Consider the following 25,955-nt stretch of genomic DNA (forward strand, 5'->3'; position numbering starts at 1 on the left):
ATCATGCTTGAACGAATTTTACATCTATCCATTCATCATCGCGGACTGATACTCGCAGCAGTGCTGATGATGGCTGTGGTTGGTATTTATAGTTACCAAAAGCTGCCCATTGATGCCGTGCCAGATATTACTAATGTTCAGGTACAGATTAATACGGTAGCGGCGGGCTATTCGCCAGTCGAAGTGGAGCAGCGCATTACTTTTCCGGTTGAGACCATCATGGCGGGCCTGCCTAATCTTGATTATACCCGCTCTCTTTCTCGCTATGGCTTGTCTCAGGTAACGGTGATATTCGAGGATGGAACGGATATCTATTTCGCGCGCCAGTTGGTCAGTCAGCGTATCCAGGAAGCTAAAGGCAGGCTGCCTGTCGGAATCGAACCTACGATGGGGCCAATTTCCACGGGATTGGGAGAGATTTTCATGTGGACGGTCGGGACTGAGAAAGGCGCCCGCAAACCCGATGGTACCGCTTATACAGCCACTGATCTGCGGGAAATTCAGGATTGGATTATTCGACCTCAGCTACGCATGGTTCAAGGTGTGACTGAAGTGAATTCAATAGGGGGATTCGTCAAACAGTTTCATGTTACACCTTATCCAGAAAAACTGATTGCTTACGGTTTGACGATTCAGGATGTGGTAACCGCTTTGGAGCGTAACAATCTCAATGTCGGCGCTGGATATATCGAAAAAAGCGGTGAACAGTATTTGGTTCGCCTGCCTGGTCAGGTTACCAACCTTGATGAAATTGGCAATATCACACTTGGCTCTCGGCAGGGTATCCCGATACGCGTTAAAGATGTGGCGGATATTTTGATCGGTAAGGAATTGCGCACAGGGGCTGCCACCCAAAACGGTCAAGAAGTCGTGTTAGGTACGGTGCATATGCTGATCGGGGAGAATAGCCGGATCGTTTCTCAGGCAGCTGCCAAGAAGCTGGCTGAAATCAATCGCAGCTTGCCTGAAGGCATCGTGGCTAAACCAGTTTATGACCGTACGACACTGGTGGACAAAACCATCCATACCGTGGCCACTAATCTATTGGAAGGCGCAGCGCTGATCATCGTGGTGCTGCTTCTGTTCTTGGGGAATCTGCGCGCTGCATTGATTGCTGCGTTGGTTATTCCGTTATCAATGCTGTTTACGTTTAGTGGAATGGTGGCTAATCATGTCAGCGCTAACCTGATGAGTCTGGGCGCGCTCGATTTTGGTATTATCGTGGATGGGGCAATTGTTATTGTCGAGAATAGTATTCGTCGCTTAGCACATGAGCAAGGAAGATTGGGGCGGACGTTAACGCTTTCCGAGCGCCTTGAGTTGGTATTCGATGCCACCAAAGAAGCGCGCCGGGTACTGATTTATGGTGAATTGATCATCATCATCGTTTATCTTCCTATTTTTGCGTTAACAGGTGTGGAAGGTAAAATGTTCCATCCCATGGCTTCTACAGTTGTGACAGCGCTAGTTGGGGCAATGATTCTTTCCATTACTTTTGTTCCGGCGGCCGTAGCGCTTTTTCTTTCCGGAAAAGTCACAGAAAAAGAGAGTCTGGTCGTAACCTGGGCAAAGCGTATTTATAAGCCTATGCTGATCGCAGCGATGCGTAATCATGGACTTACGGTCACTATCGCTGTGGTCATTGTGGTGCTTTCAGGCTTGCTGACAACCCGCATAGGAAGTGAATTTGTTCCGAGTCTGAACGAAGGGGATATTGCGCTGCATGCCCTCCGTATCCCTGGTACCAGTCTGACGACGGCGGTTGAAATGCAGAACGAGCTAGAGGAAACCATCAAGTCATTTCCTGAAGTAGATGGGGTATTTTCCAAGATTGGAACTGCTGAAATTGCCACTGATCCCATGCCGCCCAGCGTGGCAGATATCTTCATCATGCTTAAGCCGCAATCAGAATGGACCGGATCTTATCGTACTAAAGCAGAATTAATTGCCGCAATGGAAGAGATGGTGCTGAAAGTACCCGGTAACAATTATGAATTTACCCAACCCATACAAATGCGTTTTAACGAGCTGATATCGGGCGTACGTGCAGATGTTGCAGTAAAAGTGTTTGGCGACGATATGGATACGTTGTTTGAAGTAGGTGAGCAGATTGAAAAGCTGCTGAGCACTGTTTCAGGCGCATCAGATGTCAGGGTTGAGCAAGTCACCGGCCTGCCTGTACTTTCCATCCAAATGGATCGGGCAAAGATGGCGCGGTTTGGATTGAATGTGACCGATGTGCAGGATGTCGTTGCGATTGCGATGGGCGGGCGAAGCGCTGGGCTTATTTTTGAGGGTGATCGCCGTTTTGATCTGCAAGTGCGGTTGCCTGAACATTTACGGGGTGATATTGAAACACTCAAGCGCCTGCCAATTGGTGTGCCGGCTTTAAACATAGCAGGGATTGGAAATATGTCTCAAGCGGCTGTTACACCGGCATATGTGACGCTGGGTGAAGTGGCTAACTTTCAAATTGTCCAGGGCCCCAATCAGGTCAGTCGTGAAAATGGCAAGCGGAGGGTGGTCGTGACCGCAAATGTGCGCGGCCGAGACCTGGGTTCTTTCGTCAGTGAAGCTGAAGCACTGATTGCTGAAAAAATACGAATCCCCACCGGATACTGGGTGACATGGGGGGGGCAGTTTGAACAAATGATTTCCGCTGCGCAACGACTTCAGATCGTGATTCCAGTCGCACTTGGGCTGATCCTGATTCTGTTATATACAATGTTTGGCAATTTCCGTGATGGACTGTTAATGTTTACAGGCGTCCCATTTGCGCTGACGGGTGGTGTGATGGCGCTATGGTTACGTGATATTCCCTTGTCCATTTCTGCAGGAGTAGGTTTTATTGCACTTTCTGGTGTGGCTGTATTGAATGGTCTGGTGATGCTGGCCTTTATTCGTAATTTGCGAGAACAGGGGCTGGCCTTGGATGATGCGGTTCAGCAAGGCGCACTTACCCGGCTGCGCCCTGTGTTGATGACAGCGCTGGTGGCTGCAATTGGTTTTGTTCCGATGGCGCTGGCTACGGGTACGGGTGCAGAAGTGCAGCGACCATTGGCCACCGTGGTGATTGGGGGTATCTTGTCTTCCACGGCGCTGACGTTACTGGTCTTGCCGGTGCTCTATCAATGGATTTACCGGCAAGCAGGGATTCGGTCTGAGCGCCACTATGATTAATTCTAATTGGCATGATCCTATGGTAGCGATGGGATAACGTTATGAGCAACGATGTTTTGCTGGGGACAAGGGTTTTATAGCGTTTTGTTTTATTGTTTTATAGTGCAAGGAGGTCTTGTCGATTTTTTTTACAGATGCAATATTTGCAACTGTATTTGGGAAAAACTATGAAGTTGCATACTATTGTTTTTATTTGTTTAGTTGCATAATGCGCAGTGATGGTATGTATCTTGCTTCATATAAATTGAGAGAAAGGGTGCGATCATAATTATTTCTTGTTAAGTGGAAGTACCCGAATAAAATGGGCTGGTGATATACTGCATAAGCAGGCATCGTTGGTAACGATCAGGAAGCTGGGATAACAATAGATCCCTGCTCATCGTGAAGGAGTATTAGAAATGTCAAAAGATAAATTTCAGAAGCAATCGGATTCGATCAAGGATTCATCAACCGTTTCACCGGAGCATGATCGTAGGCGGCTGCTCAAAAATACCGTTGCTATTCCAATTATCATGACGCTGAGTAGCAGTGTTGCGGCTCAAGTAGCGCGCACGAGTAATCTAGTCACTCCGATTGAGAATTTGGATGTTGCAGCGAAGAATACGAACGGGGATTTACTGTGTGTCCATCCCGGTCCTGATGGGAGTGTGGATGTTGTAAATGAAAGACCCGTTGATCTAGGTACCCTCCCATCGGTGACGGTTGATAGTGCGGATAGTGCTGATCTGCAAGCTAGCGCATGTCAAAGGGAAGGAGGAATCTTGATTTCAGCTACTGCCTATGCCTCTCTGAGTGGTAAAGGAGTCTTGCCAGATTCTAGTATATTGTAAGAGCTTTTATATATATTATATTGATTAAGTAGTTTTCGAATAAGAGCGTGTCCTCCAAAACATCTTGGCGGTCGGTTAATTTTTCATCTTTACATATAGAAGAATGGAATGGTGAGTATACTGTTTTTCATCCTGAATCTGGGAAAACTCATTTCTTGAATCAGATGGGATTTCAGATTCTTGTGGATCTCCATAGTCGTCCTTTGTCTGCTATTTCCGTAGATGAGATTTGTCAAAACTTGATGAACCAGTTTCAATTGCAGTCTGATACGACTTTTTCTGATCAGGTGAGTAAAACTCTTCATCGTTTTGATGAGCTGGGTTTAATAGAACAAGTAAAATAGGATCATTCATGTGATCGTTGAACAGGTTCCCGTTGAGAGATTTGTTTCTCTGCTTTCTGAGCAGGGGCTTAGAGTTAAGTTGGGGCCTTTCAATGTTCAAATACGCACCAAGCTGCTACAACTAGCAAGTCAGCTTTACCCTCTTTATGCTAACTATGAGTTAGTTGAAGATGAAATTGCCGAATTTCATGTGCAAGTTCTGCCGAAACACTCCGTTAGGCGACCGTTTGCTTCATTTGTTCGCTTTTTGATCGATGGGCAATCTCCCTTTCCTTCTTTTCCATCAGATCAAGCATTAGCAGTTTTGGAATGGGGGATTAATCTGGCGGTGGCTGTCCGAACTAATCATTTATTATTGTTTCATTCTGCTGTGGTAGAGAGAAATGATGGTGCAATGTTACTGCCAGCCTGGCCCGGTAGTGGTAAGACTACCTTGTGTACAGCACTGGTACATCGCGGATATCGCTTGTTCTCAGATGAATTTGGATTGATGGATCCCCAATTGGGTGATTTTCTTCCTGTACCAAGATTAATGCCACTTAAGAATCAATCTATTGGTGTGATCAGAAATTATTTGCCTGAAGCAGTGCTGGGAGATGAAATATTCAATACCCAGAAAGGCACGGTTGCACATGTTCGACCACCTAAGGAAAGTATTCAGCGAGCAGGCGAGACCGCAAAAGCCAAATGGATCGTTTTTCCCAAATGGGTTGCAAATGCCCCCCTAAAACTTGAGCCATTACCTCAATCCGAAGCATTCTTATTGCTGGCCAGCAATTCATTTAATTATGGGATGCTCGGTGAGACAAGTTTTAAAGCGGTTACACAGCTGGTGAGAACTTGTCGTTGTTACAAACTCGTCTATTCTGATTTTGATCGTGTGATCGCCGCCTTGAATGAGCTGACTGATGACACGTAACTTGCCTGACCATCACAGATTACTACTTAATGCGCTGAACAACCCTGCCTCTGTAGTCGAGTATAAAATACCAGATTGGGAATTGTTATTGCGGTTGGTAAGAAGAGTGAAACTGCTTGGTTTTCTGGCGGCTGAGCTTGAGAGAAGAGATCTCCTGGATAAAATTCCTGTTCGTGCAGCCAATCAATTACGGTCTGGATTGATTCGAGCTAAAAAACTTCAGCAACTCGCTCATTGGGAATTAAATAGAATCGCTTCGGCATTAAAAGACACTCCAGTCCCGATGATTGTTCTGAAAGGCGCTGCTTATGCGCTGGCTAAGCTACCCTCAGCAGAGGGGCGGTATTTTGTGGATCTGGATATTATGGTGCCGAAAGAGAGCCTGGATCAGGTCGAGGCCTTGCTATTGAAAAAAGGGTGGAGGCATCGGGATATTTCTGCTTATGATGAGCGCTACTACCGGGCATGGAGTCATGAAATTCCTGCGCTCATCCATAGGGAGCGAGAAACGGAAATTGATATTCACCATACTATTGCGCCTGTTACGAGTAGAGTGAAAATTGATACCTGCCACTTGTTTGATGATGCTATGACACCCAGTCATACAAATTATAAGATTCTTTGTCCTGTCGACATGGTGCTTCACTGCGCAGTTAATCTATTTCAGAATAATGAGCTGGCTGACGATCTGCGTGATTTGCTAGATCTCCATGGTTCACTGGCAGTTTTCGGTAATGAGGATCCAGGGTTTTGGAGAAAATTGATTGAACGTGCCAATCAGCTTTGTTTAGGAAAGCCACTTTTTTATGGCATCCAATTTTCTCGTCTGGTTTTTCAGACACCTGTGCCTGGAAACGTGGAAAATGAATTAAATGAGAAACCATCTATCTTTTCGCGATCGATCATGCATTTTCTGGTTCCCCCCGCTCTGTTCCCGCTGCATCCAGATAAACCATCGAAATATGCCAGATTAGCGCGTTTTCTCCTGTATCTTCGCAGTCATTGGATAAGAATGCCCCTTCATCTGCTATTACCTCATCTTGCTTATAAATGTTATTTGATGGTGGTTCCAGGAAAAACGGTTGCTAAAGAATTAGGAAGATAGCTATGTTAGCTTGGAATCGGATTGAGCAATAATGGCATTCGCTCATAACAAAAAGAGTGTGGCAAGTCCTAGAAAAATAAAAAAACCTCCACTATCTGTTACAGCGGTGATCATAACACTGGATCCAATGGCTGGATCGCGACCCAATTTTTTACGAGTCAATGGAATGAGCACACCGACTAATGCAGCTAGTAGAAGGTTCAGAACCATAGCGAAAGCCATGACCAGGCCAAGCGGAATATTCTGATAAATGATATACGTAAATAATCCAACGATGCTTCCCCATACTAAGCCATTTACCAGACCGACACCAATCTCTTTGCCAATGAGTTTAACTGTGCTGTCAGCGCTGACCTGGCCCAGTGCAATAGCGCGAACGATCATGGTAATCGTTTGATTGCCAGAATTTCCACCCACCCCTGCTACGATCGGCATGAGCGCAGCGAGTGCAACCAGTTTTTCGATGGAATCCTCAAACAGGCCAATGACGCGTGACGCAATAAAAGCTGTTACCAAATTGATGGCAAGCCACACCCAGCGGTTCTTGACACTTTTCCAGATCGGCGCAAACAAGTCCTCTTCTTCGCTCAGACCAGCCTGGCTGAGCGCTTCACTTTCGGCTTTTTCCCGGATGAAATCTATGACTGAGTTAACGGTTATTCGCCCTAATAACTTGCCATCTACATCAACCACTGAGGCGGAAACAAGATCGTAGCGTTCAAAAGCCTGGGTTGCTTGTTGTGCTTTGTCATGAGGGTGAAATTTAGCAATTTCTTTGGTCATCGCATCGCTGACCATGACCTCGGGATCGGTGACTAATAGCTGATTCAGCAGCAACACGCCCTTAAGATATTCATTACGATCAACGACAAACAGCTGATCAGTATGGTCTGGTAATTCACCTAAGCGCCGTAAATAACGCAATACCACCTCAAGTCTGACATCTTCGCGTATCGTAATGACGTCGAAATCCATGAGTGCCCCTACAGAGTCTTCCGGGTAGGACATGGCAGCGCGCAGCTGCTCTCGCTCTGCCAGAGGCAGTGCGCGGAATACGTCCTCGATAACTTCGCTGGGTAAATCCGGTGCAAGATCGGCAATTTCATCCGCATCAAGCTGTTCAGCTGCTGCCACCAATTCGCTGCTGCCCATATCAGCAATGAGCGTTTCGCGCACAGCATCAGATACTTCGAGCAGCACCTCCCCATCATTTTCTGCCTTGACCAGACCCCATATGAAGAGGCGATCTTCCAGTGGTAGTGTTTCCAGAATATGTGCAATATCCGCCGGGTGAAGCTTCTCGAGCATATTCTGAATGCTCGCCAGATTTTGTTTCTGGATAACGGATTCGACCAGTTCTTGCCGTGGCGAATCTTGTAGGCGCACCAACCCTTCCACCAGCCTGTACTTGCGGAGCAAATAAATTATTTGTTCCAGTTTACTTTGCAAGTCTTCATTTTCATGGTGATTATTATCTTCACTCATGGCAGATCATCCAGTAGAAAAAAGTTGTCATAATAAACAAACAGGAAATCAACTCCAGTCAACCGCCAGACAGAGTGATTCAAATATTGTTTTTTTTGTTATATCACAGGAATGAGTGCCTGTTTTTACAGATTTGTTGCTCATGAACCAAAAGTAAAAGAAAAGGGAGGGATGTTAACCCAGTCCGGCCTCTTAAGCCAACTAGCAGAAATAGAAGAACGTGAATAGAAGAGCGTTGACAGTGGCGAGGTTGCTACGTGCCAAGTCCGATAAACTTCCAGGAAATCGATTGCTGGATAAGATCTATCTCATGGGATCTGGGTTAAAGGCATGCGGTTGAGTATGATATTACTTTTCTTCAGCAACTTCTGTGTCTTACGGTGTCGATCATAATAGCGCGGGTTAGGGATCATTGAGGCAAGAAACGCTGCCTGCCCGGCAGACAAGGCTGAGGCCGATACGCCGAAGTAATGAAGAGCCGCTGCTTCTGCGCCAAATACATCATGACCCCATTCGATCATGTTGAGATAAATTTCCAGTATTCGGCGTTTGGACATCATCTGCTCGAGCATGATGGTGATGATCATTTCCTCAAGCTTGCGCCAAACTGTTTTTTGCTCTGACAGGAACAAATTTTTTGCAAGCTGTTGACTGATAGTTGAGCCACCGACTACCCATTCACCTTGTTTGATATTTTTCTCAAGCGCATGTTGAATCGCTTGAAAATCGAAACCGTTATGCTTCATGAACTGGCTGTCTTCTGAAGCGATGATTGCTCGTTTTAGGTAGGGAGAAATATGTTCATAAGCCACCCATTGATGGCGTACTGTAGCGCCAGGATAATGTTGCTTTAAGATTTCCAGCCGACTCTGGATGAACGCACTCGTGTGTGGGTTATAAGTATTCCAGTAAACAATGTGGAGAAGTATCCATACCAGGTAGAGCAGGGCAACGCTGAAAGATAACAACAAGAGCCGCCATCGCCAGCGGTTGAAAAGTTTTGCCATATATCTCTTGTGAGATTAGACCATTTGAGGAATTCAAATTGAATGATCAACATCCTTGTACAATGCGCGGCTTTGGTGCTTTCTAGTTTACTGTCCTTTCTTTCTTAACATTTCAATCACTTTTCTTGTTTCAGGTCTTACTCCGCGCCACAAGAAAAAAGATTCTGCCGCTTGTTCAACCAACATGCCAATGCCATCAACCAGATTACTTACGCCTTGCTGCTTGGCGAATCTCAAGAATGGCGTGAGTTCTTTGCCATACATTATGTCATAGGCAGTTGATTTTTCTGCGAAGATACCTGTCGGTAAGGGAGGTAATTCATCATGGAGACTTGCTGATGTCGCATTGATGATAATGTCGAAACGTTCTCCAGAGAAGTCCTGATAATGACCAGTTAAGATATTGCCATGAGAAGAGAATTGTTCCTGCAGCACTTGTGCTTTCTCTTTAGTACGATTGGCGATAGCAAGTATGCGTGGTCTCTGCTCCAGCAGGGGCAAAATAACGCCACGTGCAGCCCCGCCTGCGCCCATTAATAGAACGCTTTTGTCAGCAATAACAACACTCTGGTTCACCTCGATATCCCGAATCAAGCCGGCTCCGTCAGTGTTATCGCCAAGAATGCCATGATTTTCATCAAATTTAAGTGTATTGACTGCTTGCGCAGCATTTGCCCGATCTGTTAAGCGAGTTGATATCACATAAGCTTCCAGCTTGAATGGAAGGGTGACATTCATACCCTTGCCTCCCCGTTGCTGAAATCGCTTAACTGCCGTTTCGAAGCCATCCAAAGGCGCTAGAATAGCCTCGTACTGCATATTCTGATGAGTTTGTCGTGCAAATTCCTTGTGGATGATCGGTGATTTGCTATGGTGTATGGGGTTGCCAATCACAGCGTAAAAGTCAGGCATAACGTAAGATTGTTTGTAAAATGGAGTGATGAATGAAGTTTTGTATAGATATCAAGTGGACTGAGATTGCGGGGCTTTATTTTGCAGATTATTCGCTGAGCAATTTATCTGAGCGTGCAAATACCCAGGTACGGGTAATGTGCAAGATATCCGTGTCACGACTTATGTCCGGTGGGAAGGGCGCAAAACCGTTTTGTGCCGCCAGCCTGACAATGTGGATAGCCGCATCATCAAGAATCTTTGTTCCGGATGAGCGGTCAATGCCAATCGACTCAAGACTGCCATCTGATCGAATACCCACCGTCAGTTGCAGATTACCATAAAGCTTCTGCTTTCTAGCAGCCTCCGGATAATTCAGATTGCCGATGCGCTCGATCTTGAGCCGCCAGTCTTCCACATAGCGAGCAAAACGATATTCTTTCGTACGTGCACCGATAAACCTGCGTTTAGGTCGCTTCTGATATTCTTCGTATTCTTTAGCAATTTGAGACTCTAGGCGAGCGATTTCAAGGCTACGCTGTAGCAGGTCTGTGCTATCAAATGTGGGTGCCGGCTTGTTTTGAGATTGCTCTGGCTGGGGATCGTTCTGGCTGACGCGAGGTTTGCTTTCAGCGGCAGTCATGAGTTTCTTGACTTCATTTTCCAGCTGTTTTGTTTTTTGGGTTGCTTGGGCAAGATTAACTAATGGTTTGGTTTTTGGCAATACTGGAAAAGGTGATTTAGCACGCCGATCATCGTCAACATTACCGCCTCCTTCCAAATTGGCTTGTGCCAATATATTCGTCTCATTGGGTTTTTGCTCTGATTTACTGTTGACCAGAATAACTTCTAGCGATTTTGCGACATTATTGGAAGCAGGTGCTGGCGCCTTAAAAGTGACTCCTAATACGATAATTCCATGTAGAAGCAGCGAAATCAGTATTGCGATATAGAAGCGTTTGGGTTGATAAAATGACCAAGGATGAGGCATCGAAAGGCTGTAATCTAGCATTTTGAAACGAGTAACGGATAGGTAAACTTAATCAGCTTAAAAACGAGAAGTATATTCTCGAGCTTATTCCTTATGTAGAAATCGTGCATGCAAGGTACATTCAATTAAATCAATTTGGGATATTTCTAACTTGACAAGTGTGCCCGGTAAGAGATCGGGCAATGGAGATACTCGTACGATCAAAGGAATGCGATCGAGCTTTACCAAGTTTTCCTTGATTACCTGTGCACCAGTGATTTTAATATTTTCCTGTAGTAACCAACGCAAACACCAGTAACGTTCCATGGCGCGTTGGAAATCGCTATATACACTATAAACTTCTTCAAAATCCCGTATTGATACCAGCAATTCATCGTTCTCTTTAGAATAGGGCGGGGCTGCATCCGTCAGTAATGCGATGAGCTGCCGCTGGTTGATTAAGTCCACGTACCGGCGCATCGGTGAACTGCTCCACGCATACTGTGCGACACCCAGACCCTGATGAGGCGCTGGGGAAAGGCTCATTCTTACTTTTCCTCCATTTTGGCTGCGGTAAATACCGGCAATCCCAGCATCAGCAAGTTGCTTGCCCCATTCAGTATTCGCATAAATCATTAATTCAGATACGACTCTGTCAATTGGTGAGCCACGTCGACGTTCCTGAATGGTAATGCGATCCTGTTCAACAAAGAAACTATAATCAATTTTTTCATTATTGAGGTCATTTTCCTTGCCACGCAGTATTTCCATCTTGCGGGAAAAATGCCAGAGTAAACTTAATTCATGAGCAAAAGGGTAACTCGCAAGATTTTTTCTCAGCGTGTCCTCATTAAACTGTTGTTCCAACGTATCGTGACGCAGATTGGCGATGACCTTGATTTTTTCTATCCGGCTTTGAGTGGAGATGACAGTAAAATCGTCCGCTACATCCAAATAGAGCGAGAGTGCTGGACATAATCGTGTTTCGCTGAGAGTGCAGAGATCAATCGTTTTCTCAGGAAGCATAGTAATCTTCTGGCCAGGCAGATAGACAGTCGAAAGGCGTTTCGCAGCAGCTTTATCCAAAAGCGAGCCACGAGTAATCCCTAAAGCCGGTGCAGCTATATGGATACCAATGCGGAAGCTTCCCAGAGGGAGCGGTGTGACTGAAAAAGCATCGTCAATTTCAGTAGTGGTCGTATCGTCAATACTGAAAGCGGCCACGTTTGCTATGGGCAACTTTTCAAGATCATTGAAAACACAATCTATTTCGGATAAATTGAAAGCGGTTCCCTCAGGAAAATGCTCTCGAAGAAATTGATTAAAGTGATAATCGTGTGTAGAGGATATGGCGCCACATTTTTCTAATAATTTGGGAACGCTGAGCTTGGTTGCAGTACAGACAGACTCAAGTGCTTTCCATTCAATAGTATTTTTATTGGGTTTATAAAGTAGGTCATCCAATTTTGACCTGAATTCCTCAGGAAGCGTGAAGGTACTCAGCTGTTGCTTATAACGGGCTTGCTGTTCTGCTTCCAGCCGCTTCTTTTCTTGACTGGCAAGTGCCGCCCGTAAAGCTTCCGGCGGAGCGGCTTTATAACGTCCTTGTCCTTTTCTGTAAAAATAGATAGGAGCGCTATTCAGAAGAATCATGATTGCAGCTACTTCTACTGGGCTAGGTGAGTACCCGAAGTAATCGGTGGCTAAAGTATGGCTCGAAAACTCTTCGCTATTCGCACAACATTCCCAGAGGAAATCAGGATCCAGGTCAGCAGCAACCTGCTGCGCCTGATACATAAATTCGTATAAAGGTGGCGCCTCAAATCGTAATAATACCGATGAAGCTTTGATTTTAGAACGCTTGCCGTGCGATGCTTCTACCTGTAAAGAAGTCATATTGTCAGCAAGAACGGCGCCGACCTTGAAAATACCAGATTCTTCGTAAAAAACGTTCACGGAATGATCCTTTCAGACGAAATAGAGGGATTTGACAAGAATCCTTGAAGCAAAGATCGCCAGAATTTCATTCATTAATCGGGTTAAGTTAATACTGAATGTTATTATATTCAACAATATGATTATTAAGTGTAATTTTTTGCAAGCTTGAACAGCTTGTTTGGTTGATACGCGATGTGATAGCAATACAAAACAGCAAAAAGACTAAATGCAGTAAGGCAAGTATAAAGATTGAGATATTTAAAAAGGTGCGAATAATTAGCGGCGCAGCTATTTTACTGTGCTGCATGGTACTCAACCCTCGCCTTTTAGTATGATATGCTCAGATTCGGCGCTTGAGGTGCGTTGAATGATATTTTTTTTGCTCATTTTTTAACCTCCTTTAATACTTGGTTTTTCTGCTTGCAGCATGAAAGTACACAGGCATCGATAGATACCGTTTTTTATTATTGCTCCATGAAGACAAATACTTTGCTATAAAGTTTAGATTCAGGCTATTTTTTTGTGCTATTTTTATAATGAACTGCTTAATTCAGATTGCTTGGTTCATTGGTGAGTTAGGGTAAGCTTAACCGCTTTTTCAAAGCGTAATAAAGAAGTCATGGTTTGCATAATGTTGGGATAATTAATCCAATTTACATCATAAAACACTTTTATCGTTAGGAGATGCACGTTAAAAATCCTGTCCATTTATAAGATACCTATTTCTCAACTTGCAGATTGACACAGAGGCAAGCGTAGTGGTGCTTTAACCCGAATATTTCACAAATTGACACGTGCCCTCACTTGTCTTTTGATTAATAAGAAAGATTTTGCTCAGTCGGGTGTATGAATTACTACACTCCTCCTTCTCAAAACTTCCCTATTAATCAAAATCCTGCGTGATCATCACGCGAATTTATGAAATATTCGGGTTAAGTTGGTGGTGTGGCCTTGTGCAAGTGTCAATAGGTGTAGCTAAACATTTATTGCTTTATGCCATCTAATGGTTAAAGCGTGATCAGAAGATGAGTTGGGTATTGATTGAAACATGATGAAAGAGAGGAGCCGTGCCATGATTGATCTCTTAAATATTGCAAAGCAAATCAGATTTTCTATATTTACCTTAATATTGTTGGTTGCTTCACCTTTAGCGGCTGAGCAGATTGGCAGTGTATCCACCAAATTCAAGATACTGGGCGCTAATGATAAAATTGTCATTGAGGCGTTTGATGATCCAGAGATTGCGGGGGCTACTTGCTATCTCAGCCGGGCAAAAACAGGTGGCATTAGTGGTACGGTGGGAGTAGCTGAGGACACTGCTGATGCTTCAATAGCTTGTCGTCAGATAGGTCCGATCGAGCTGCCAGAGAATGTGAAAAATGGTCAGAAAGATGGTAAGGAAGTATTTAAAAAAAGCACTTCGCTGCTATTTAAAACATTGCAGGTAGTGCGTTTTTACGACCCCAAACGTAATGTGCTAATTTACTTGACCTATAGCGATAGAATCATTGAGGGTTCTCCTAAAAATAGCATCTCCACCATCCCAATTATGGCATGGCGTTAGTCTAATCATTCAAAGCTTATGAGAGTAGTAAGGAGGAGTGTAAAGTGTATTCGTTTCATTGATGGTGCTTAAACTTTCGCTATAATTACACTTTTTCGATTTGTAGCCATTTAAAGATCACCTTTCATGCAGCTATTTGCTTTTGGTATCAATCATAATACAGCACCGTTAGATATACGTGAGCAGGTTACATTTCCAGAAGATTCAATGGAACATGCCTTGCATGATTTGGTGGGGCATCATGCAGTTAAAGAAGCGGCCATTGTTTCAACCTGTAATCGTACCGAAATTTACTGTAGTACCGATAAGCCCGACGCAGCTGTTCACTGGCTTACGGATTTTCATCATTTAACCGTACGCGAATTAGATCCTTATCTGTATCGACTGCCACGAGAGCAGGCAGTCAAACATGCTTTCCGGGTTGCCAGTGGATTGGATTCCATGGTGCTGGGTGAGCCCCAGATACTCGGTCAGATGAAAAATGCAATCAAATCAGCGGAGAGCGCTGGAACGCTGGGTTTGTTGCTGCATAAGTTGTTTCAACGTACTTTTTTTGTAGCTAAGGAAGTACGGACATCTACTGAGATCGGCGCCTGTTCCGTATCAATGGCTGCTGCCGCTGCTCGTTTAGCAGAGCGCATCTTTGGCGATATCAGTGAGCAGAATGTCCTGTTTATTGGTGCGGGTGAGATGATCGAGCTTTGTGCTAGCCATTTTGCTGCTAGGCGTCCTAAACGGATTACGGTGGCTAATCGCACTGCTGAACGGGCCGAAGTATTATCGCGGCGCTTCAACGCGCGGCCAATTCCGCTCAGCGAATTACCAGAGCAACTAGCATTACACGATATTGTGGTTACCTGCACCGCGAGCCCGCTGCCGATCCTGGGTAAGGGAATGATGGAGCGCGCAATCAAGATTCGCAAACACCGACCCATTTTTATTGTTGATCTGGCCGTGCCTCGGGATGTCGAGCTGGAAGTTGCAGAACTGGATGATGTTTTTCTTTATTACGTGGACGATCTGGCTGATATTGTCAAAGAGGGGCTAGATTCACGTCTCAGTGCAGTGGCGCAAGCTGAAACCATTATTGAGTCCAATGTGATCGATTTTATGCGTTGGCTGGCAACGCGTGAATTGGTTCCGACCATCAGAGCCTTACGCGATCAGGCCGAGCGGTTTCGCAGGCACGAGCTTACACGCGCTCAGAAGCTGTTGGCAAAAGGCGAGGATCCGGAGAAGATACTCGAATCGCTCAGTAATGGGTTGACCAATAAATTTTTACACCTTCCTTCCAGCATGCTGAATCATGCCGCCGATGATGAGCGAGATAAGCTGGTTGAGCTGATCAATCGGTTATATCAACTACATTACCCACAATGAATAAGAGTATTGCAGACCGGCTCACTCGTCTGAGTGTACGGCTGGAAGAATTGAACCAGCTATTAAGCAGTGAGAAGATTACAGCCGATTTGGATAATTATCGAAAACTCACGCGCGAGCGAGCGGAGATTGTTCCAGTGGTTGAGCTATATCAGGCTCATCAGCAAACCGAGCTGGATATTCAAACCGCTAGAGAGATGGGTGCTGATCCTCAGATGCGTGATTTTGCTGATGCTGAGATGGTAGCTGGGAAAGAAAAACTCCAGAAAATCGAAACTGAGCTGCTTAAGCAGTTATTACCCAAAGATCCCAGTGATGAGCGCAATATTTTTCTGGAAATTCGTGCGGGCACAGGTGGAGATGAATCTGCGCTGTTTGCGGGAAATCTGTTTCGTATGTATGCACGCTTTGCTGAGCGTCAGCGCTGGCAAGTCGAGATCATTTCGCAAAATCCTTCCGATGTGGGTGGATACAAGGAGATTATCGCCAGGATTATCGGTTATGGCGCTTACTCCCGGCTCAAGTTTGAATCAGGTGCCCATCGGGTGCAGCGTGTGCCCGCGACAGAAACGCAGGGCAGAGTACACACTTCTACCTGTACGGTAGCGGTTATTCCAGAGGTGGATGAAATTACTGGAGTTGAGCTGAATCCATCTGATTTAAGGATTGATACCTTCCGGGCATCTGGTGCAGGCGGTCAGCATATCAATAAAACTGATTCAGCCGTGCGTATCACTCATTTACCGACAGGTATCGTCGTCGAATGTCAGGAAGGGCGCTCTCAACACAAAAACAAAGCGCAGGCGATGAGTGTGCTAGCTGCTCGAATTCTGGATAAGCAAATGCGTGAGCAGCAGGCAGAGCAGGCGGCAACACGTAAATCACTGGTGGGGAGTGGAGAGCGCTCTGAGCGGATTCGCACCTATAATTTTCCGCAAGGACGGGTAACAGATCATCGGATTAATCTCACACTTTACAAGATGGATCAAATCATGGATGGAGATATCGATGAGCTATGCTCAGCATTGATGGCTGAACACCAGGCAGAGCAGCTGGCATCCATGATGGAAAGATGATGAATAGAAGGGGGTGTCGGTCCCTGTCTGACAGTCGTTGTGCAAATCTCCAGGTTACCATTACACAGGCGCTGCAAGACGCGCGCCGTCATATAGATGGCATGGAGGCACGCTTACTGCTTCAATATGTGCTAAAGGTAAACACGGTTTTTCTTGCTGCTTACTCAAACTATGTACTGAGTCCCGAGCAAGTTGACTCTTTCCAATCGCTGATCACAAGGCGAATTGCAGGTGAGCCGGTTGCTTATCTTGTCGGTGAACGTGAATTCTATGATTTGACTTTTAAAGTCACGCCGGCCGTACTGATTCCACGTCCGGAAACAGAGTTATTGGTAGAACTTGCCTTATCACGTATTCCAGTTAATCAAGCGTGTCATATTCTTGATCTAGGTACCGGGAGTGGTGCAATCGCGCTTACTATTGCCAAGCATCGACCGCTTGCACAGGTTACTGCAGTCGATTTGTCGTGTGATGCATTATCAGTTGCTCAGTTAAATGCAGAAAAACTGGACGTGGATAATGTGCAGCTACTGGCGGGAAACTGGTTTGCTGGGCTTGATCAGGAGCGATTTGATCTGATCGTTTCGAATCCACCTTATGTTGCTGAGGGAGATCCGCATCTGGATCAGGGTGATCTTCGTTTTGAGCCCCGTCTGGCGCTGACAGCAGTGGATGAGGGTATCGCTTGTATTCGCCAGATCATTGCCAATGCGCCTGATTTTCTGGCCGCAGGCGGCGAACTGCTGCTGGAGCATGGTTATGATCAGGCCGTTATTTGCCGGCAATTTCTGGCAGAATCCAATTTCATTAACATATTCTCTTGCCCGGATTTGGCGGGGATACCTCGCGTGAGCGGTGGGCAACAATATGATCGTACGCTAGCGACAAGCTAACTGCTAGAATATGGGAAAGGGTATTTCTTCTGCATCTCTCTGGATCGATCAAGAGATATCGCAATGATTCCTGAAAAGAAATAGAACCATAAGGTTACGTGACCATCCAATAATAAAACCAGCTTTAAAGATCATTAATTAAGGAGGATATCAAGACGTGAACGTGAATGAGTTGATTGAGCAGCAAGTTAATTCCAATTCGGTAGTGTTATATATGAAAGGCACCGCTGAGCAACCACTGTGTGGGTTTTCTGCGAATGCCGTTAAGATACTTAACGCATGTGGTGTTCAAAGCTTTCTTTCGGTTGATGTGCTGGCTGATTCGGAAATTCGCCAGGGAATTAAAGAGTATTCTAACTGGCCAACCATTCCTCAGCTTTATATTAACGGTGAATTTGTCGGTGGCTCAGATATCATGACCGAGATGTATCAAAGTGGAGAACTGCAGAAATTACTTGAGAAATAAAGAATTAGGTAATAACCAGTTAACCCTCAGAGATTGGGAGTGGGGTTAACTGATTGCAGTCGCAATCACCCAGTAGCGTGCAAACTTTCCTGCAGCGATAAATATAACAGCCCAAAGCCAGTGGATACGTAGCCAGCCTGCAGCAACACACAATACATCGCCGATTAGAGGTAACCAAGAAAAAAAGAGTATCGGTGCGCCATGACGGCGTGTCCACTCCACTCCACGCGTTTTACTGCCGATTTTGCTGAGCATGGCTTTCTCATCCGGCAATAAACGGCCTATCACATAGGAACTCATTCCACCCAGCGTATTGCCGAGTGTTGCGATTCCCAAGGCTGATTCATAAAGTTCAGGGTAAGCCATGAGCACGCCCACTAATACGGCCTCTGAGCCACCTGGAAGAAGCGTGGCAGCCAGAAAACTGCTGGTAAACAGCGCCAGCAGACTTGATTGTTCATCCATGATAATGCTGAAAATTGAGCGATGATTTGCTGATGAGGTTTGCTCCCGGATTTGCCAGGGAGCAAAACAGAGTAATTTATAGATTGATCTGCACGCTTCTGAGCGTTGATCTAATCAATGGAAATTATAATGCCTAAAGTAAACAAATAGTTCAAACTTTTCCGATACATCAATCGGGCGAGTGAAAATGATTTGGTACGGGCTCTCCCGCTGGTGGCATCAAACAGCGAGCCTATCGCGCAGGATGCGTGCAGCATTGATCATTTTCTCCAGTGCAGCTTGAGTTTCCGGCCAGCCTCGCGTTTTCAGTCCGCAGTCTGGATTGACCCATAATTGCTGGGGTCCGATGTGTCGCAGCGCTTTTTCCAGTAATGCCAGCATTTCGCCAGTATCCGGGATGCGTGGGGAATGAATGTCATACACACCTGGGCCGATTTCATTGGGATAAGCAAATTGTACGAAGGCATCCAGCAATTCCATGCGTGAACGTGACGTCTCAATGGTAATCACGTCTGCATCCATTTCCGAGATGGCTGGCAAAATATCGTTGAATTCCGAATAGCACATATGAGTATGAATCTGTGTTTCATCCTTTACGTTTGAACTCGCGGCACGAAACGCTTTGACTGCCCACTGCAGATATTCAGACCAGTCAGCTTTTTTCAGAGGGAGTCCCTCGCGAAAGGCAGGTTCATCGATCTGAATCATGCCAATTCCTGCCTGTTCCAAATCTTTTACTTCATCGCGAATGGCCAGTGCAAGCTGCAATGCAGTTTCTGAATAGGGCTGATCGTCGCGTACGAACGACCACATCAGCATGGTCACCGGGCCAGTCAGCATTCCTTTGACCGGCTTGCTGGTTAGACTCTGGGCATAGCTGATCCAGTTGACCGTCATGGCTTCCGGACGGTAAATATCGCCATAGAGAATAGGGGGTTTGACACAACGGGAGCCGTAGCTTTGTACCCAGCCATTTTCAGTAAAAGCATATCCCCACAACTGTTCTCCAAAATATTCAACCATATCGTTGCGTTCGGCTTCGCCGTGCACGAGCACATCAAGCCCTATTTCTTCCTGTTTCTTGATGACATCCTGGATTTTAGTGCGCATAACCTCAAGGTATTCGACATGAGTAAACTCACCTTTCTTGAAAGCTGCGCGCGCCTTACGAATCTCAGCTGTCTGAGGAAACGAGCCAATAGTGGTTGTGGGCAGCAACGGTAACTGAAAATGCTGGCGTTGTAGCGACTGCCGTTGGGCAAAGGGATGGTGACGCTGGCAGTCATGAGATGTCAGCTTTTTCAGTCGTTCTTGTACGACTGGATTATGTATCCGGTTAGATTGCTGTCTTGCTTGTTTTGCCTGAGAGGAGGCTTCTAGGAATGATCCGATCGATGCTTCTCCCTTATTCAGGCCATGACCGAGAATCGCGATTTCACCGAGTTTTTGCACCGAGAAAGCGAGCCAGTTCTTGATTTCACCATCCAGTCGGGTCTCCAGATCGAGATCCACTGGAGAATGCAATAGCGAGCAACTGGGTGCAATCCATAATCGCTCACCTAAAATCGATTGCGTCTGCGACAAGGTTGCCAGCGCTTGGGATAGATCGGCACGCCATACATTGCGTCCATCGATTATTCCGAGTGACAGGATTTTATTGGTGGGGTAATCGCTAAGAAATGTAGTAAGCTGATGCGGCGCGCGGCATAAATCGATATGTAAGCCATCCACTGGTAAGGCTTTGAGTTTTTCCGCATGGTTATCAACCGCGCCAAAATAAGTCGTCAACAGCAATTGTGTGCCGCTTCCTTGCAGCGCTGTATAGGCTTCATTCAGTTTTGTTAACCAGATTTCCTCCAGATCAAATGTCAAAAATGGCTCATCCATCTGGACCCACTGTACGCCTGACGAGGCAATTCTAGTCAAAATATCGCGATAAGCTGGCAGCAGGCGGGGTAGCAAATCCAGGCGGTTAAAATCTGGTTCTGTCTCCTTGCCCAGAAATAAATAGGTTAGTGGTCCGATCAATACCACTTTGGGAGAAATCCCCAGGGTTTTGGCCTCAGTGATTTCATTAAACAGTTGTTCCGAGGCAATATGAAATTGAGTGTGCCTGTTAAATTCTGGAACGATATAGTGATAGTTGGTATTAAACCACTTGGTCATTTCCATCGCTGACTGATGAGATGCGCCGCGCGCCATGGCGAAATACACGTCGAGCGGCGTTTCATGTTGACTTGAATTGAAACGCTCCGGCACTGCTCCAAGCAATGCGGTCATATTGAGCATATGATCATAGAGTGCAAAATCACCTACAGGAATCAGATCGATACCCTTTTCCTTTTGTACCAGCCAGTTTCTTTCGCGTATCGCCTGCGCTTGCTTTTGTAATTGCCCGGCATCGATATCCTGGCGCCAGTATGCTTCAAGAGCGCGTTTCAATTCCCGGTGTGCGCCTATCCGTGGGAATCCCAGATTATGTGTCAAAGCCATGATTATTTTTTCTATTGAATTGAAGAGAATAATGATTGTGTGGCATGCTAAACTATGAATCAAATGAAAATTTCTATTATAAAAATGAATAATATTCATATATGCTTGAATTACGCCATCTTCGTACTTTGACAGCGCTGCGGGAAACCGGCAGCGTATCACTCGCTGCTAAGCGCGTACATCTCACTCAATCGGCACTTTCTCATCAAATCAAGGCATTACAGGATTATTATCAGTTGCCGCTGATTCAGCGACAGGGACATGCCATCCAATTGACTGATGCAGGGAAGCGCCTTGTTCGGTTAGCAGAAAAAGTTATCATGGAGGTGCAGGCGGCAGAGCGGGATCTCGCTAGGCTTTCGCAGCGAACCACAGGGAATTTACGCATCGCGCTGGAATGTCATACCTGTTTTGACTGGTTGATGCCGATCATGGACACATTTCGCGAGCATTGGCCGGAGGTAGAGTTGGATCTGGTGTCCGGATTTCACGCTGACCCTATCAAGCTGCTCAAACAGGGAGAGGCGGATATTGTCATTGGCTCAGAAAATAAACTTCAGCGAGGTCTCGTTCATCATCCATTGTTTCGCTTCGAGATTCTGGCAGTACTTGCGCCAGGTCATGAGCTAGGAAAAAAACGCGTTCTGGATGTGGTGGATTTTACCAATATAACCCTCATTACCTACCCAGTACCGGAAGAACGTATCGATCTGATCAGCAAGGTGCTGATGCCCGCCGGTATACCATGGCAACGGCGGACAGCGGAGTTGACTGTGGCTATCTTGCAGTTGGTAGCCAGCCGCCGCGGTATCGCGGCATTACCCAATTGGGGGATCAAGAGCTATGTCGACCATGATTATATTATCGCCAGACGCATCGGTGTTAACGGGCTATGGAGCGACTTATTCGTGACGGCGCGCAAAGAAATCGCTTCCCTTCCGTATTTCCAGGATTTTTTAACCACCAGCCGGAATCAATGCTTTGCGACTTTAGAAGGGATCATTCCATTGGAATGAAGGCGGCAGAAATGGGATTTTGAGAACACTGGGTGGATAACAGGATGTTATCCACCCAGTGTGTTTAATTAATGCAGAGTGACAGCAGTTTCTTTATCGCAGCTCAGATTGGCGCAATAGGTTTCATGAATACCATCCAGGAACTTCCATAGCGCATCGCATGCACGCTGGGTAGCAGCGAGCACTTCAGCCTGCTTTGCGGGGGTATCAGCAAATCGCTCGATAATCGCCCATTCGGCTTGTGAATGATAAATATCTGCTTTCTGGTGAACCGAAAAGAATTCATAATCCTCCGGATTGTCCATACCGTAGAACCGAGCCAGTCCATCAATTTTTACTGCAGCGATATCGGGAACTTGCGACTCAAATGCGTGCAGTGCTGCGAGACCTGCATAGAAAGGCTGATTCAAGCAAATGTCACGGAAGGTCGACACCAGATTTTCTGTCTCAGGCAGTGCGGCTGCATTGGCCAGGCTTTTATCGTCCGCGCCCAGGGCAAATGCGAACGCTTTCCATAAAGCCGGGTGATTACCATCACCATGTTCTTCGTCGATCAGGTTTTTGAGTATTTCCTGGCGCACACTGATATCACCGCTATTGGTTTCGGCATGAATGTGCGGTGTGTTGAAATGCACGGCGCTCAAATAGGTAGGCTCAGCCAGCACATTATAAAAATATTGTTCTGCATAATGCCGTAATTGTTCTTTGGTCAGTTTGCCTTCGGTCCAGGCAATGTAAAAAGGATGTTTCAATAAATGTTTGTTACTGATAATGGTATTAACTTTATGCTTGAAAATTGTATTAGTTGTCATGATCATTCCTTTTTTAAACAGAGGTAAGTGAAGAAGCATCAACAGCAATCATCGCTAAATAACCTGGTTAAGTCAATCCAAACGAAAAAACTTACCTTGAGCGAGGCTTCTCCAAGGCGCTGAGTATACCGCGCAAGATGTTCACTTCTTCTTTTTCCAATTGAGCGCGTGCGAACATACGACGTATTCGCTGCATGAGTCGTTTAGGTTGCTTGGGATCGAGAAATTTACTATCGATCATGGCTTGTTCCAGATGGCGATAAAACAACTCGATCTCGTGGAAGCTGGCGAGCTGTCTGGTTGTCTGTAGCGTTGACTGCACGGGAGGTTGAGCGAATGATTGCTTAGTAATTGTTTCGGTAGACGCCATGCGCAGTTCATAGGCCATGATTTGCACCGCAGCAGCCAGATTGAGAGAAGAATAATCAGGGTTAGTCGGAATATGCACCGTGAGCTGACACTTGCTGATTTCAGTTGTAGTCAGCCCGGAGCTTTCCCTGCCAAAAACCAATGCAACCGGAGATTGTGCTGCATGCCCAAGCAGTTCCTTCGCAGCCAGCCTGGCGTCAAGAGTCCGGCTGGATAGATCACGCGGACGGGCGGTCATTGCTACGGCCAGCACAGTATCATGCAGCGCTTCTTCAAGGCTGCCTAACACATGCGTTCGTTCGAGGATGTCCCGCGCATTGCTGGCACGGACATTCGCTTCATTGTCCGGAAAGGATTTGGGATTGACCAGGTACAGTGCGCCTAATCCCATCGTTTTCATCGCTCTTGCGGCCGCCCCAATATTGCCGGGGTGGCTGGTATGGCTTAACACAATCCGGACATTATCGAGCGGGCAGAGGCGATTCATATTAAAATTACGCTTTTCAATTAATTCTTTATATTTCTTGGTCTTATAAAATGCATCCAATGCTTACCATCGCGGTCAAAGCCGCGCGCCGTGCAGGCAGTATTATCAATCAAGCTTCACGAAACCTCGACATTCTGAATGTTTCGCGCAAATCGCACAGTGATTTTGTCAGTGAAGTAGATGGTGCGGCTGAAGAAGCCATCATCAAAGTATTGCTGGATGCTTATCCTACGCATTCGATTCTAGCAGAAGAAAGCGGTAATCGCGGAGACCCCAGAAAGTCAGATTATCAGTGGATTATCGATCCGCTGGATGGTACCACCAATTTTCTGCATGGTTTCCCTAAATATGCGGTATCAATTGCGTTATTACATCGAGGCATTCTGTCGCAGGCGGTGGTATACGATCCAGTCAGCAATGAATTGTTCACCGCGAGCCGTGGACGTGGCGCCTATCTCAATGATCAACGCATACGCGTCAGTAAGCGCGCCCAACTGGCGGACTCACTGATCGGTACCGGTATTCCGTTCCGTGATCTTTCCTTTCTGGAAGCTTATCTCGGCATGTTCAAGGATATCATCCCCAAAACGGCTGGCATTCGCCGCCCTGGCTCTGCTGCATTGGATTTGGCGTATGTTGCAGCTGGGCGCTACGACGGTTTCTGGGAAATCGGCTTGTCTCCATGGGATATTGCCGCAGGCTGTCTGCTGATTCTCGAGGCAGGGGGCATGGTCAGCGATCTGGAGGGAAATGAAAACTACATGAAGAGCGGACAGGTTGTCGCAGGCAATCCCAAGATCTTTGTCCAGCTACTGCAAATTATCGCCCCTCATTTAACGCCACAGCTCATCGCGGCCAATAAGCAGTCTGCATCGTAGCTGGGAAAGGAGGCAAGACAGTTGAACAATGAATAAAAAGCAACTCTCTGAACGTGATATCTGCACCCAATTTATTACCTCTTCCTTGGCCGGCAAAGTGGGATATCGCGCGGTATTCCCACCTGTGCGGGAATGACGAAACAGCCTCCAGCAAGTACCTGAGTGCAACATATGCACAGCCGTCGCTTCTGCTCGGTTCGGCGCGCAATTTCTCCAGTTCATCGCAATGGACCATGAGCGGGCCGATTGTGGCAACGATGCGGCGTTGTTCGGAGAGTGTGGAAGCGGAAATATATGCTGAAAGAGATCATCATTAATTGTAGGTTAGGCTACTCCCTTTTATTTTCGTATCCGTATCTACAGGACGCACAAATACTGGCGATCTTAAATAGTGGTAAATAGTGGTAAATAAACCGATTGCTGATACCAGAGCATGGTATCTTTCTAAACAAACTTGCGAGCACGCGATAGTGCTTCTGAATTATTGAGCAGTTGTACTGACTCGCTAATGGCCATTCTCGCTGTCGATTGATCCAACATTCATATAAGTAAATCATCGACCAGGTGTTTTCTGCTCCCAATCGTGGCAAATATCTTTTACCCACATTTATTCTCTTCTCGACCTTTCCGGGTACTTTTACCAAAAGTATTTGATCTAATCCAATCAGCTGGATACCGTTCCGCTTGCGCGGTGATATAGCCTATATTTCTGAATATACTTTAACAGAGTTGGGACGAGAGGATAGGTAACCCGAAACCGCGAATTCACAACTTATGCTGAGTATAAGGAGGTATGAATGAGCAAGCCTGCCAATAGCTATCCCATGTGCGTTAAATTTTCCTGGCTTTTTCTAGGGTCTGTTGACGTTTTGAGGTAAGTATTTCATAAATCGAAGTAAACTCGTAATATTGAGAGATTTTTACACCCCCCCACAAAACGAGTTTACGATGCCCCGACTGATGCTCACTGATGAGTTCTGGCTGAAGCTGGAGAAGATTCTGCTTCAAGAAGCGATTTATAACAAGCGCAATCTGTGCATGACGGTGGAGGGTGTGCTATACCGAATGCGGGTTGGTTGTCCGTGGCGGGACTTACCCGAGGTTTTTGGATGCTGGAATTCCATCTATAAGAGATTCAATGCTTGGTCATCCACTAACAAGTGGAGCAGAGTTTTCAAGGCGCTGATTATTGATCCGGATTGGGAATGGGAATTTATTGATGGCAGCTACGTTAAAGCGCATCAGCATAGTGCGGGAGCTGCCGGCAAGAAGCCGCAGGCCATCGGAAAAAGCCGTGCTGGCAACACTACGAAGATCCACCTTGCTGTTGATGGTTGTGGTTTGCCGGTTGAATTTGAAATTACCGGTGGAGATGTGAATGATTGCT

General features: G+C 46.1%; 23 protein-coding genes. 14 read left to right on the forward strand and 9 right to left on the reverse strand.

Going from position 1 to position 25,955, the window contains the following annotated elements:
• The first annotated feature begins 3 nt into the window (after positions 1-3).
• The 5 genes from BLP80_RS08790 (at position 4) to BLP80_RS08810 (ending at position 6,378) form a co-directional block, all read left to right on the forward strand.
• Positions 4-3,180: an efflux RND transporter permease subunit gene (locus BLP80_RS08790; protein WP_090542373.1), complete on the forward strand. Its 3,177-nt coding sequence runs from the start codon at positions 4-6 to the stop codon at positions 3,178-3,180.
• A 398-nt stretch (positions 3,181-3,578) separates the two neighbouring features.
• Positions 3,579-4,010, forward strand: coding sequence for a hypothetical protein (locus tag BLP80_RS08795; protein ID WP_090542375.1), 432 nt, complete (start codon positions 3,579-3,581; stop codon positions 4,008-4,010).
• A gap of 47 nt (positions 4,011-4,057) precedes the next feature.
• Positions 4,058-4,354, forward strand: a complete 297-nt coding sequence (locus tag BLP80_RS08800) for an HPr-rel-A system PqqD family peptide chaperone (RefSeq protein WP_090542377.1) — start codon at positions 4,058-4,060, stop codon at positions 4,352-4,354.
• A 10-nt stretch (positions 4,355-4,364) separates the two neighbouring features.
• A complete protein-coding gene (locus tag BLP80_RS08805) occupies positions 4,365-5,273 on the forward strand; it encodes an HprK-related kinase A (RefSeq protein WP_090542379.1) in 909 nt (302 codons plus the stop codon).
• The gene (locus BLP80_RS08810; protein WP_090542381.1) at positions 5,263-6,378 is read left to right on the forward strand and encodes a nucleotidyltransferase domain-containing protein; all 1,116 of its coding nucleotides are present in this window, start codon (positions 5,263-5,265) and stop codon (positions 6,376-6,378) included. Before BLP80_RS08805 ends, BLP80_RS08810 begins: the two co-directional genes overlap by 11 nt.
• A gap of 42 nt (positions 6,379-6,420) precedes the next feature.
• Here the strand turns inward: BLP80_RS08810 and mgtE are convergent, their stop codons facing one another.
• The 5 genes from mgtE to BLP80_RS08835 form a co-directional block, all read right to left on the reverse strand.
• Positions 6,421-7,863, reverse strand: coding sequence for a magnesium transporter (mgtE, locus tag BLP80_RS08815; protein WP_090542383.1), 1,443 nt, complete (start codon positions 7,861-7,863; stop codon positions 6,421-6,423).
• A 308-nt stretch (positions 7,864-8,171) separates the two neighbouring features.
• Positions 8,172-8,870 carry a monofunctional biosynthetic peptidoglycan transglycosylase gene (mtgA, locus tag BLP80_RS08820; RefSeq protein ID WP_090542384.1) on the reverse strand — a complete coding sequence of 233 codons (699 nt, stop codon included), beginning with the start codon at positions 8,868-8,870 and terminating at the stop codon, positions 8,172-8,174.
• 87 nt (positions 8,871-8,957) lie between these two features.
• Positions 8,958-9,782, reverse strand: a complete 825-nt coding sequence (aroE, locus tag BLP80_RS08825) for a shikimate dehydrogenase (RefSeq protein WP_090542386.1) — start codon at positions 9,780-9,782, stop codon at positions 8,958-8,960.
• Between the two features lie 88 nt (positions 9,783-9,870).
• A complete protein-coding gene (locus BLP80_RS08830) occupies positions 9,871-10,773 on the reverse strand; it encodes an energy transducer TonB (RefSeq protein WP_256325024.1) in 903 nt (300 codons plus the stop codon).
• 63 nt (positions 10,774-10,836) lie between these two features.
• A complete protein-coding gene (locus BLP80_RS08835; RefSeq protein WP_090542390.1) occupies positions 10,837-12,687 on the reverse strand; it encodes a ribonuclease catalytic domain-containing protein in 1,851 nt (616 codons plus the stop codon).
• 1,054 nt (positions 12,688-13,741) lie between these two features.
• Between BLP80_RS08835 and BLP80_RS08845 the strand changes: the two genes are divergently transcribed.
• From BLP80_RS08845 to grxD, 5 genes are all read left to right on the forward strand, one after another.
• On the forward strand, positions 13,742-14,233 hold the full coding sequence (locus BLP80_RS08845) for a CreA family protein (protein WP_090542394.1): 492 nt from the start codon (positions 13,742-13,744) through the stop codon (positions 14,231-14,233).
• Between the two features lie 126 nt (positions 14,234-14,359).
• Positions 14,360-15,613: a glutamyl-tRNA reductase gene (hemA, locus tag BLP80_RS08850; protein WP_090542396.1), complete on the forward strand. Its 1,254-nt coding sequence runs from the start codon at positions 14,360-14,362 to the stop codon at positions 15,611-15,613.
• Positions 15,610-16,689 (forward strand): peptide chain release factor 1, encoded by a 1,080-nt coding sequence (gene prfA / locus BLP80_RS08855; protein WP_090542398.1) that lies wholly within the window; start codon positions 15,610-15,612, stop codon positions 16,687-16,689. Before hemA ends, prfA begins: the two co-directional genes overlap by 4 nt.
• Positions 16,686-17,582 (forward strand): peptide chain release factor N(5)-glutamine methyltransferase, encoded by an 897-nt coding sequence (prmC, locus tag BLP80_RS08860; protein ID WP_256325025.1) that lies wholly within the window; start codon positions 16,686-16,688, stop codon positions 17,580-17,582. The genes prfA and prmC overlap by 4 nt, the downstream gene beginning before the upstream one ends.
• 157 nt (positions 17,583-17,739) lie before the next feature.
• Complete coding sequence (grxD, locus tag BLP80_RS08865) at positions 17,740-18,048, forward strand: Grx4 family monothiol glutaredoxin (protein WP_090542402.1); 309 nt, start codon at positions 17,740-17,742, stop codon at positions 18,046-18,048.
• Positions 18,049-18,093: 45 nt separating this feature from the next.
• Here grxD and BLP80_RS08870 read toward each other — a convergent pair whose 3' ends face one another.
• Positions 18,094-18,513, reverse strand: a complete 420-nt coding sequence (locus tag BLP80_RS08870) for a YqaA family protein (protein ID WP_090542404.1) — start codon at positions 18,511-18,513, stop codon at positions 18,094-18,096.
• A 219-nt stretch (positions 18,514-18,732) separates the two neighbouring features.
• The gene (gene metE / locus BLP80_RS08875) at positions 18,733-21,006 is read right to left on the reverse strand and encodes a 5-methyltetrahydropteroyltriglutamate--homocysteine S-methyltransferase (protein ID WP_090542416.1); all 2,274 of its coding nucleotides are present in this window, start codon (positions 21,004-21,006) and stop codon (positions 18,733-18,735) included.
• 101 nt (positions 21,007-21,107) lie between these two features.
• On the opposite strand from metE, the gene BLP80_RS08880 reads away from it, so the two are divergent.
• A complete protein-coding gene (locus BLP80_RS08880) occupies positions 21,108-22,022 on the forward strand; it encodes a LysR family transcriptional regulator (RefSeq protein WP_090542406.1) in 915 nt (304 codons plus the stop codon).
• Between the two features lie 68 nt (positions 22,023-22,090).
• On the opposite strand, the gene BLP80_RS08885 is transcribed toward BLP80_RS08880, so the two are convergent.
• Together BLP80_RS08885 and BLP80_RS08890 are read right to left on the reverse strand one after the other, a co-directional pair.
• Complete coding sequence (locus tag BLP80_RS08885; RefSeq protein ID WP_090542410.1) at positions 22,091-22,834, reverse strand: 4-aminobenzoate synthase; 744 nt, start codon at positions 22,832-22,834, stop codon at positions 22,091-22,093.
• A 91-nt stretch (positions 22,835-22,925) separates the two neighbouring features.
• Positions 22,926-23,690: an RNA methyltransferase gene (locus tag BLP80_RS08890; RefSeq protein ID WP_090542418.1), complete on the reverse strand. Its 765-nt coding sequence runs from the start codon at positions 23,688-23,690 to the stop codon at positions 22,926-22,928.
• Positions 23,691-23,740: 50 nt separating this feature from the next.
• Here BLP80_RS08890 and BLP80_RS08895 point away from each other — a divergent pair, with 50 nt between their 5' ends.
• From BLP80_RS08895 to BLP80_RS08900, 3 genes are all read left to right on the forward strand, one after another.
• Positions 23,741-24,568, forward strand: a complete 828-nt coding sequence (locus tag BLP80_RS08895) for an inositol monophosphatase family protein (protein ID WP_090542412.1) — start codon at positions 23,741-23,743, stop codon at positions 24,566-24,568.
• 53 nt (positions 24,569-24,621) lie between these two features.
• The gene (locus BLP80_RS15175) at positions 24,622-24,885 is read left to right on the forward strand and encodes a hypothetical protein (RefSeq protein ID WP_143002261.1); all 264 of its coding nucleotides are present in this window, start codon (positions 24,622-24,624) and stop codon (positions 24,883-24,885) included.
• Between the two features lie 631 nt (positions 24,886-25,516).
• A partial coding sequence (locus BLP80_RS08900) for an IS5 family transposase (protein WP_143002262.1) occupies positions 25,517-25,955 on the forward strand: 439 nt, incomplete at its 3' end.

The organism is Nitrosomonas sp. Nm132 (assembly GCF_900100485.1).
In the GTDB taxonomy this organism is placed as follows: Bacteria; Pseudomonadota; Gammaproteobacteria; order Burkholderiales; family Nitrosomonadaceae; genus Nitrosomonas.

Bases quoted from the DNA above. Each gene is read 5' to 3' on its own strand.
- BLP80_RS08810 (WP_090542381.1), top strand. From the start codon at position 5,263: ATGACACGTAACTTGCCTGACCATCACAGATTACTACTTAATGCGCTG.
- BLP80_RS08790 (WP_090542373.1), top strand. From the start codon at position 4: ATGCTTGAACGAATTTTACATCTATCCATTCATCATCGCGGACTGATA.
- mtgA (WP_090542384.1), bottom strand. From the start codon at position 8,870: ATGGCAAAACTTTTCAACCGCTGGCGATGGCGGCTCTTGTTGTTATCT.
- BLP80_RS08890 (WP_090542418.1), bottom strand. From the start codon at position 23,690: ATGAATCGCCTCTGCCCGCTCGATAATGTCCGGATTGTGTTAAGCCAT.
- BLP80_RS08795 (WP_090542375.1), top strand. From the start codon at position 3,579: ATGTCAAAAGATAAATTTCAGAAGCAATCGGATTCGATCAAGGATTCA.
- BLP80_RS08885 (WP_090542410.1), bottom strand. From the start codon at position 22,834: ATGACAACTAATACAATTTTCAAGCATAAAGTTAATACCATTATCAGT.
- hemA (WP_090542396.1), top strand. From the start codon at position 14,360: ATGCAGCTATTTGCTTTTGGTATCAATCATAATACAGCACCGTTAGAT.
- metE (WP_090542416.1), bottom strand. From the start codon at position 21,006: ATGGCTTTGACACATAATCTGGGATTCCCACGGATAGGCGCACACCGG.
- prmC (WP_256325025.1), top strand. From the start codon at position 16,686: ATGATGAATAGAAGGGGGTGTCGGTCCCTGTCTGACAGTCGTTGTGCA.
- BLP80_RS08895 (WP_090542412.1), top strand. From the start codon at position 23,741: ATGCATCCAATGCTTACCATCGCGGTCAAAGCCGCGCGCCGTGCAGGC.
- mgtE (WP_090542383.1), bottom strand. From the start codon at position 7,863: ATGAGTGAAGATAATAATCACCATGAAAATGAAGACTTGCAAAGTAAA.
- BLP80_RS08845 (WP_090542394.1), top strand. From the start codon at position 13,742: ATGATTGATCTCTTAAATATTGCAAAGCAAATCAGATTTTCTATATTT.
- BLP80_RS08880 (WP_090542406.1), top strand. From the start codon at position 21,108: ATGCTTGAATTACGCCATCTTCGTACTTTGACAGCGCTGCGGGAAACC.
- aroE (WP_090542386.1), bottom strand. From the start codon at position 9,782: ATGCCTGACTTTTACGCTGTGATTGGCAACCCCATACACCATAGCAAA.
- prfA (WP_090542398.1), top strand. From the start codon at position 15,610: ATGAATAAGAGTATTGCAGACCGGCTCACTCGTCTGAGTGTACGGCTG.
- BLP80_RS08830 (WP_256325024.1), bottom strand. From the start codon at position 10,773: ATGCTAGATTACAGCCTTTCGATGCCTCATCCTTGGTCATTTTATCAA.
- BLP80_RS08870 (WP_090542404.1), bottom strand. From the start codon at position 18,513: ATGGATGAACAATCAAGTCTGCTGGCGCTGTTTACCAGCAGTTTTCTG.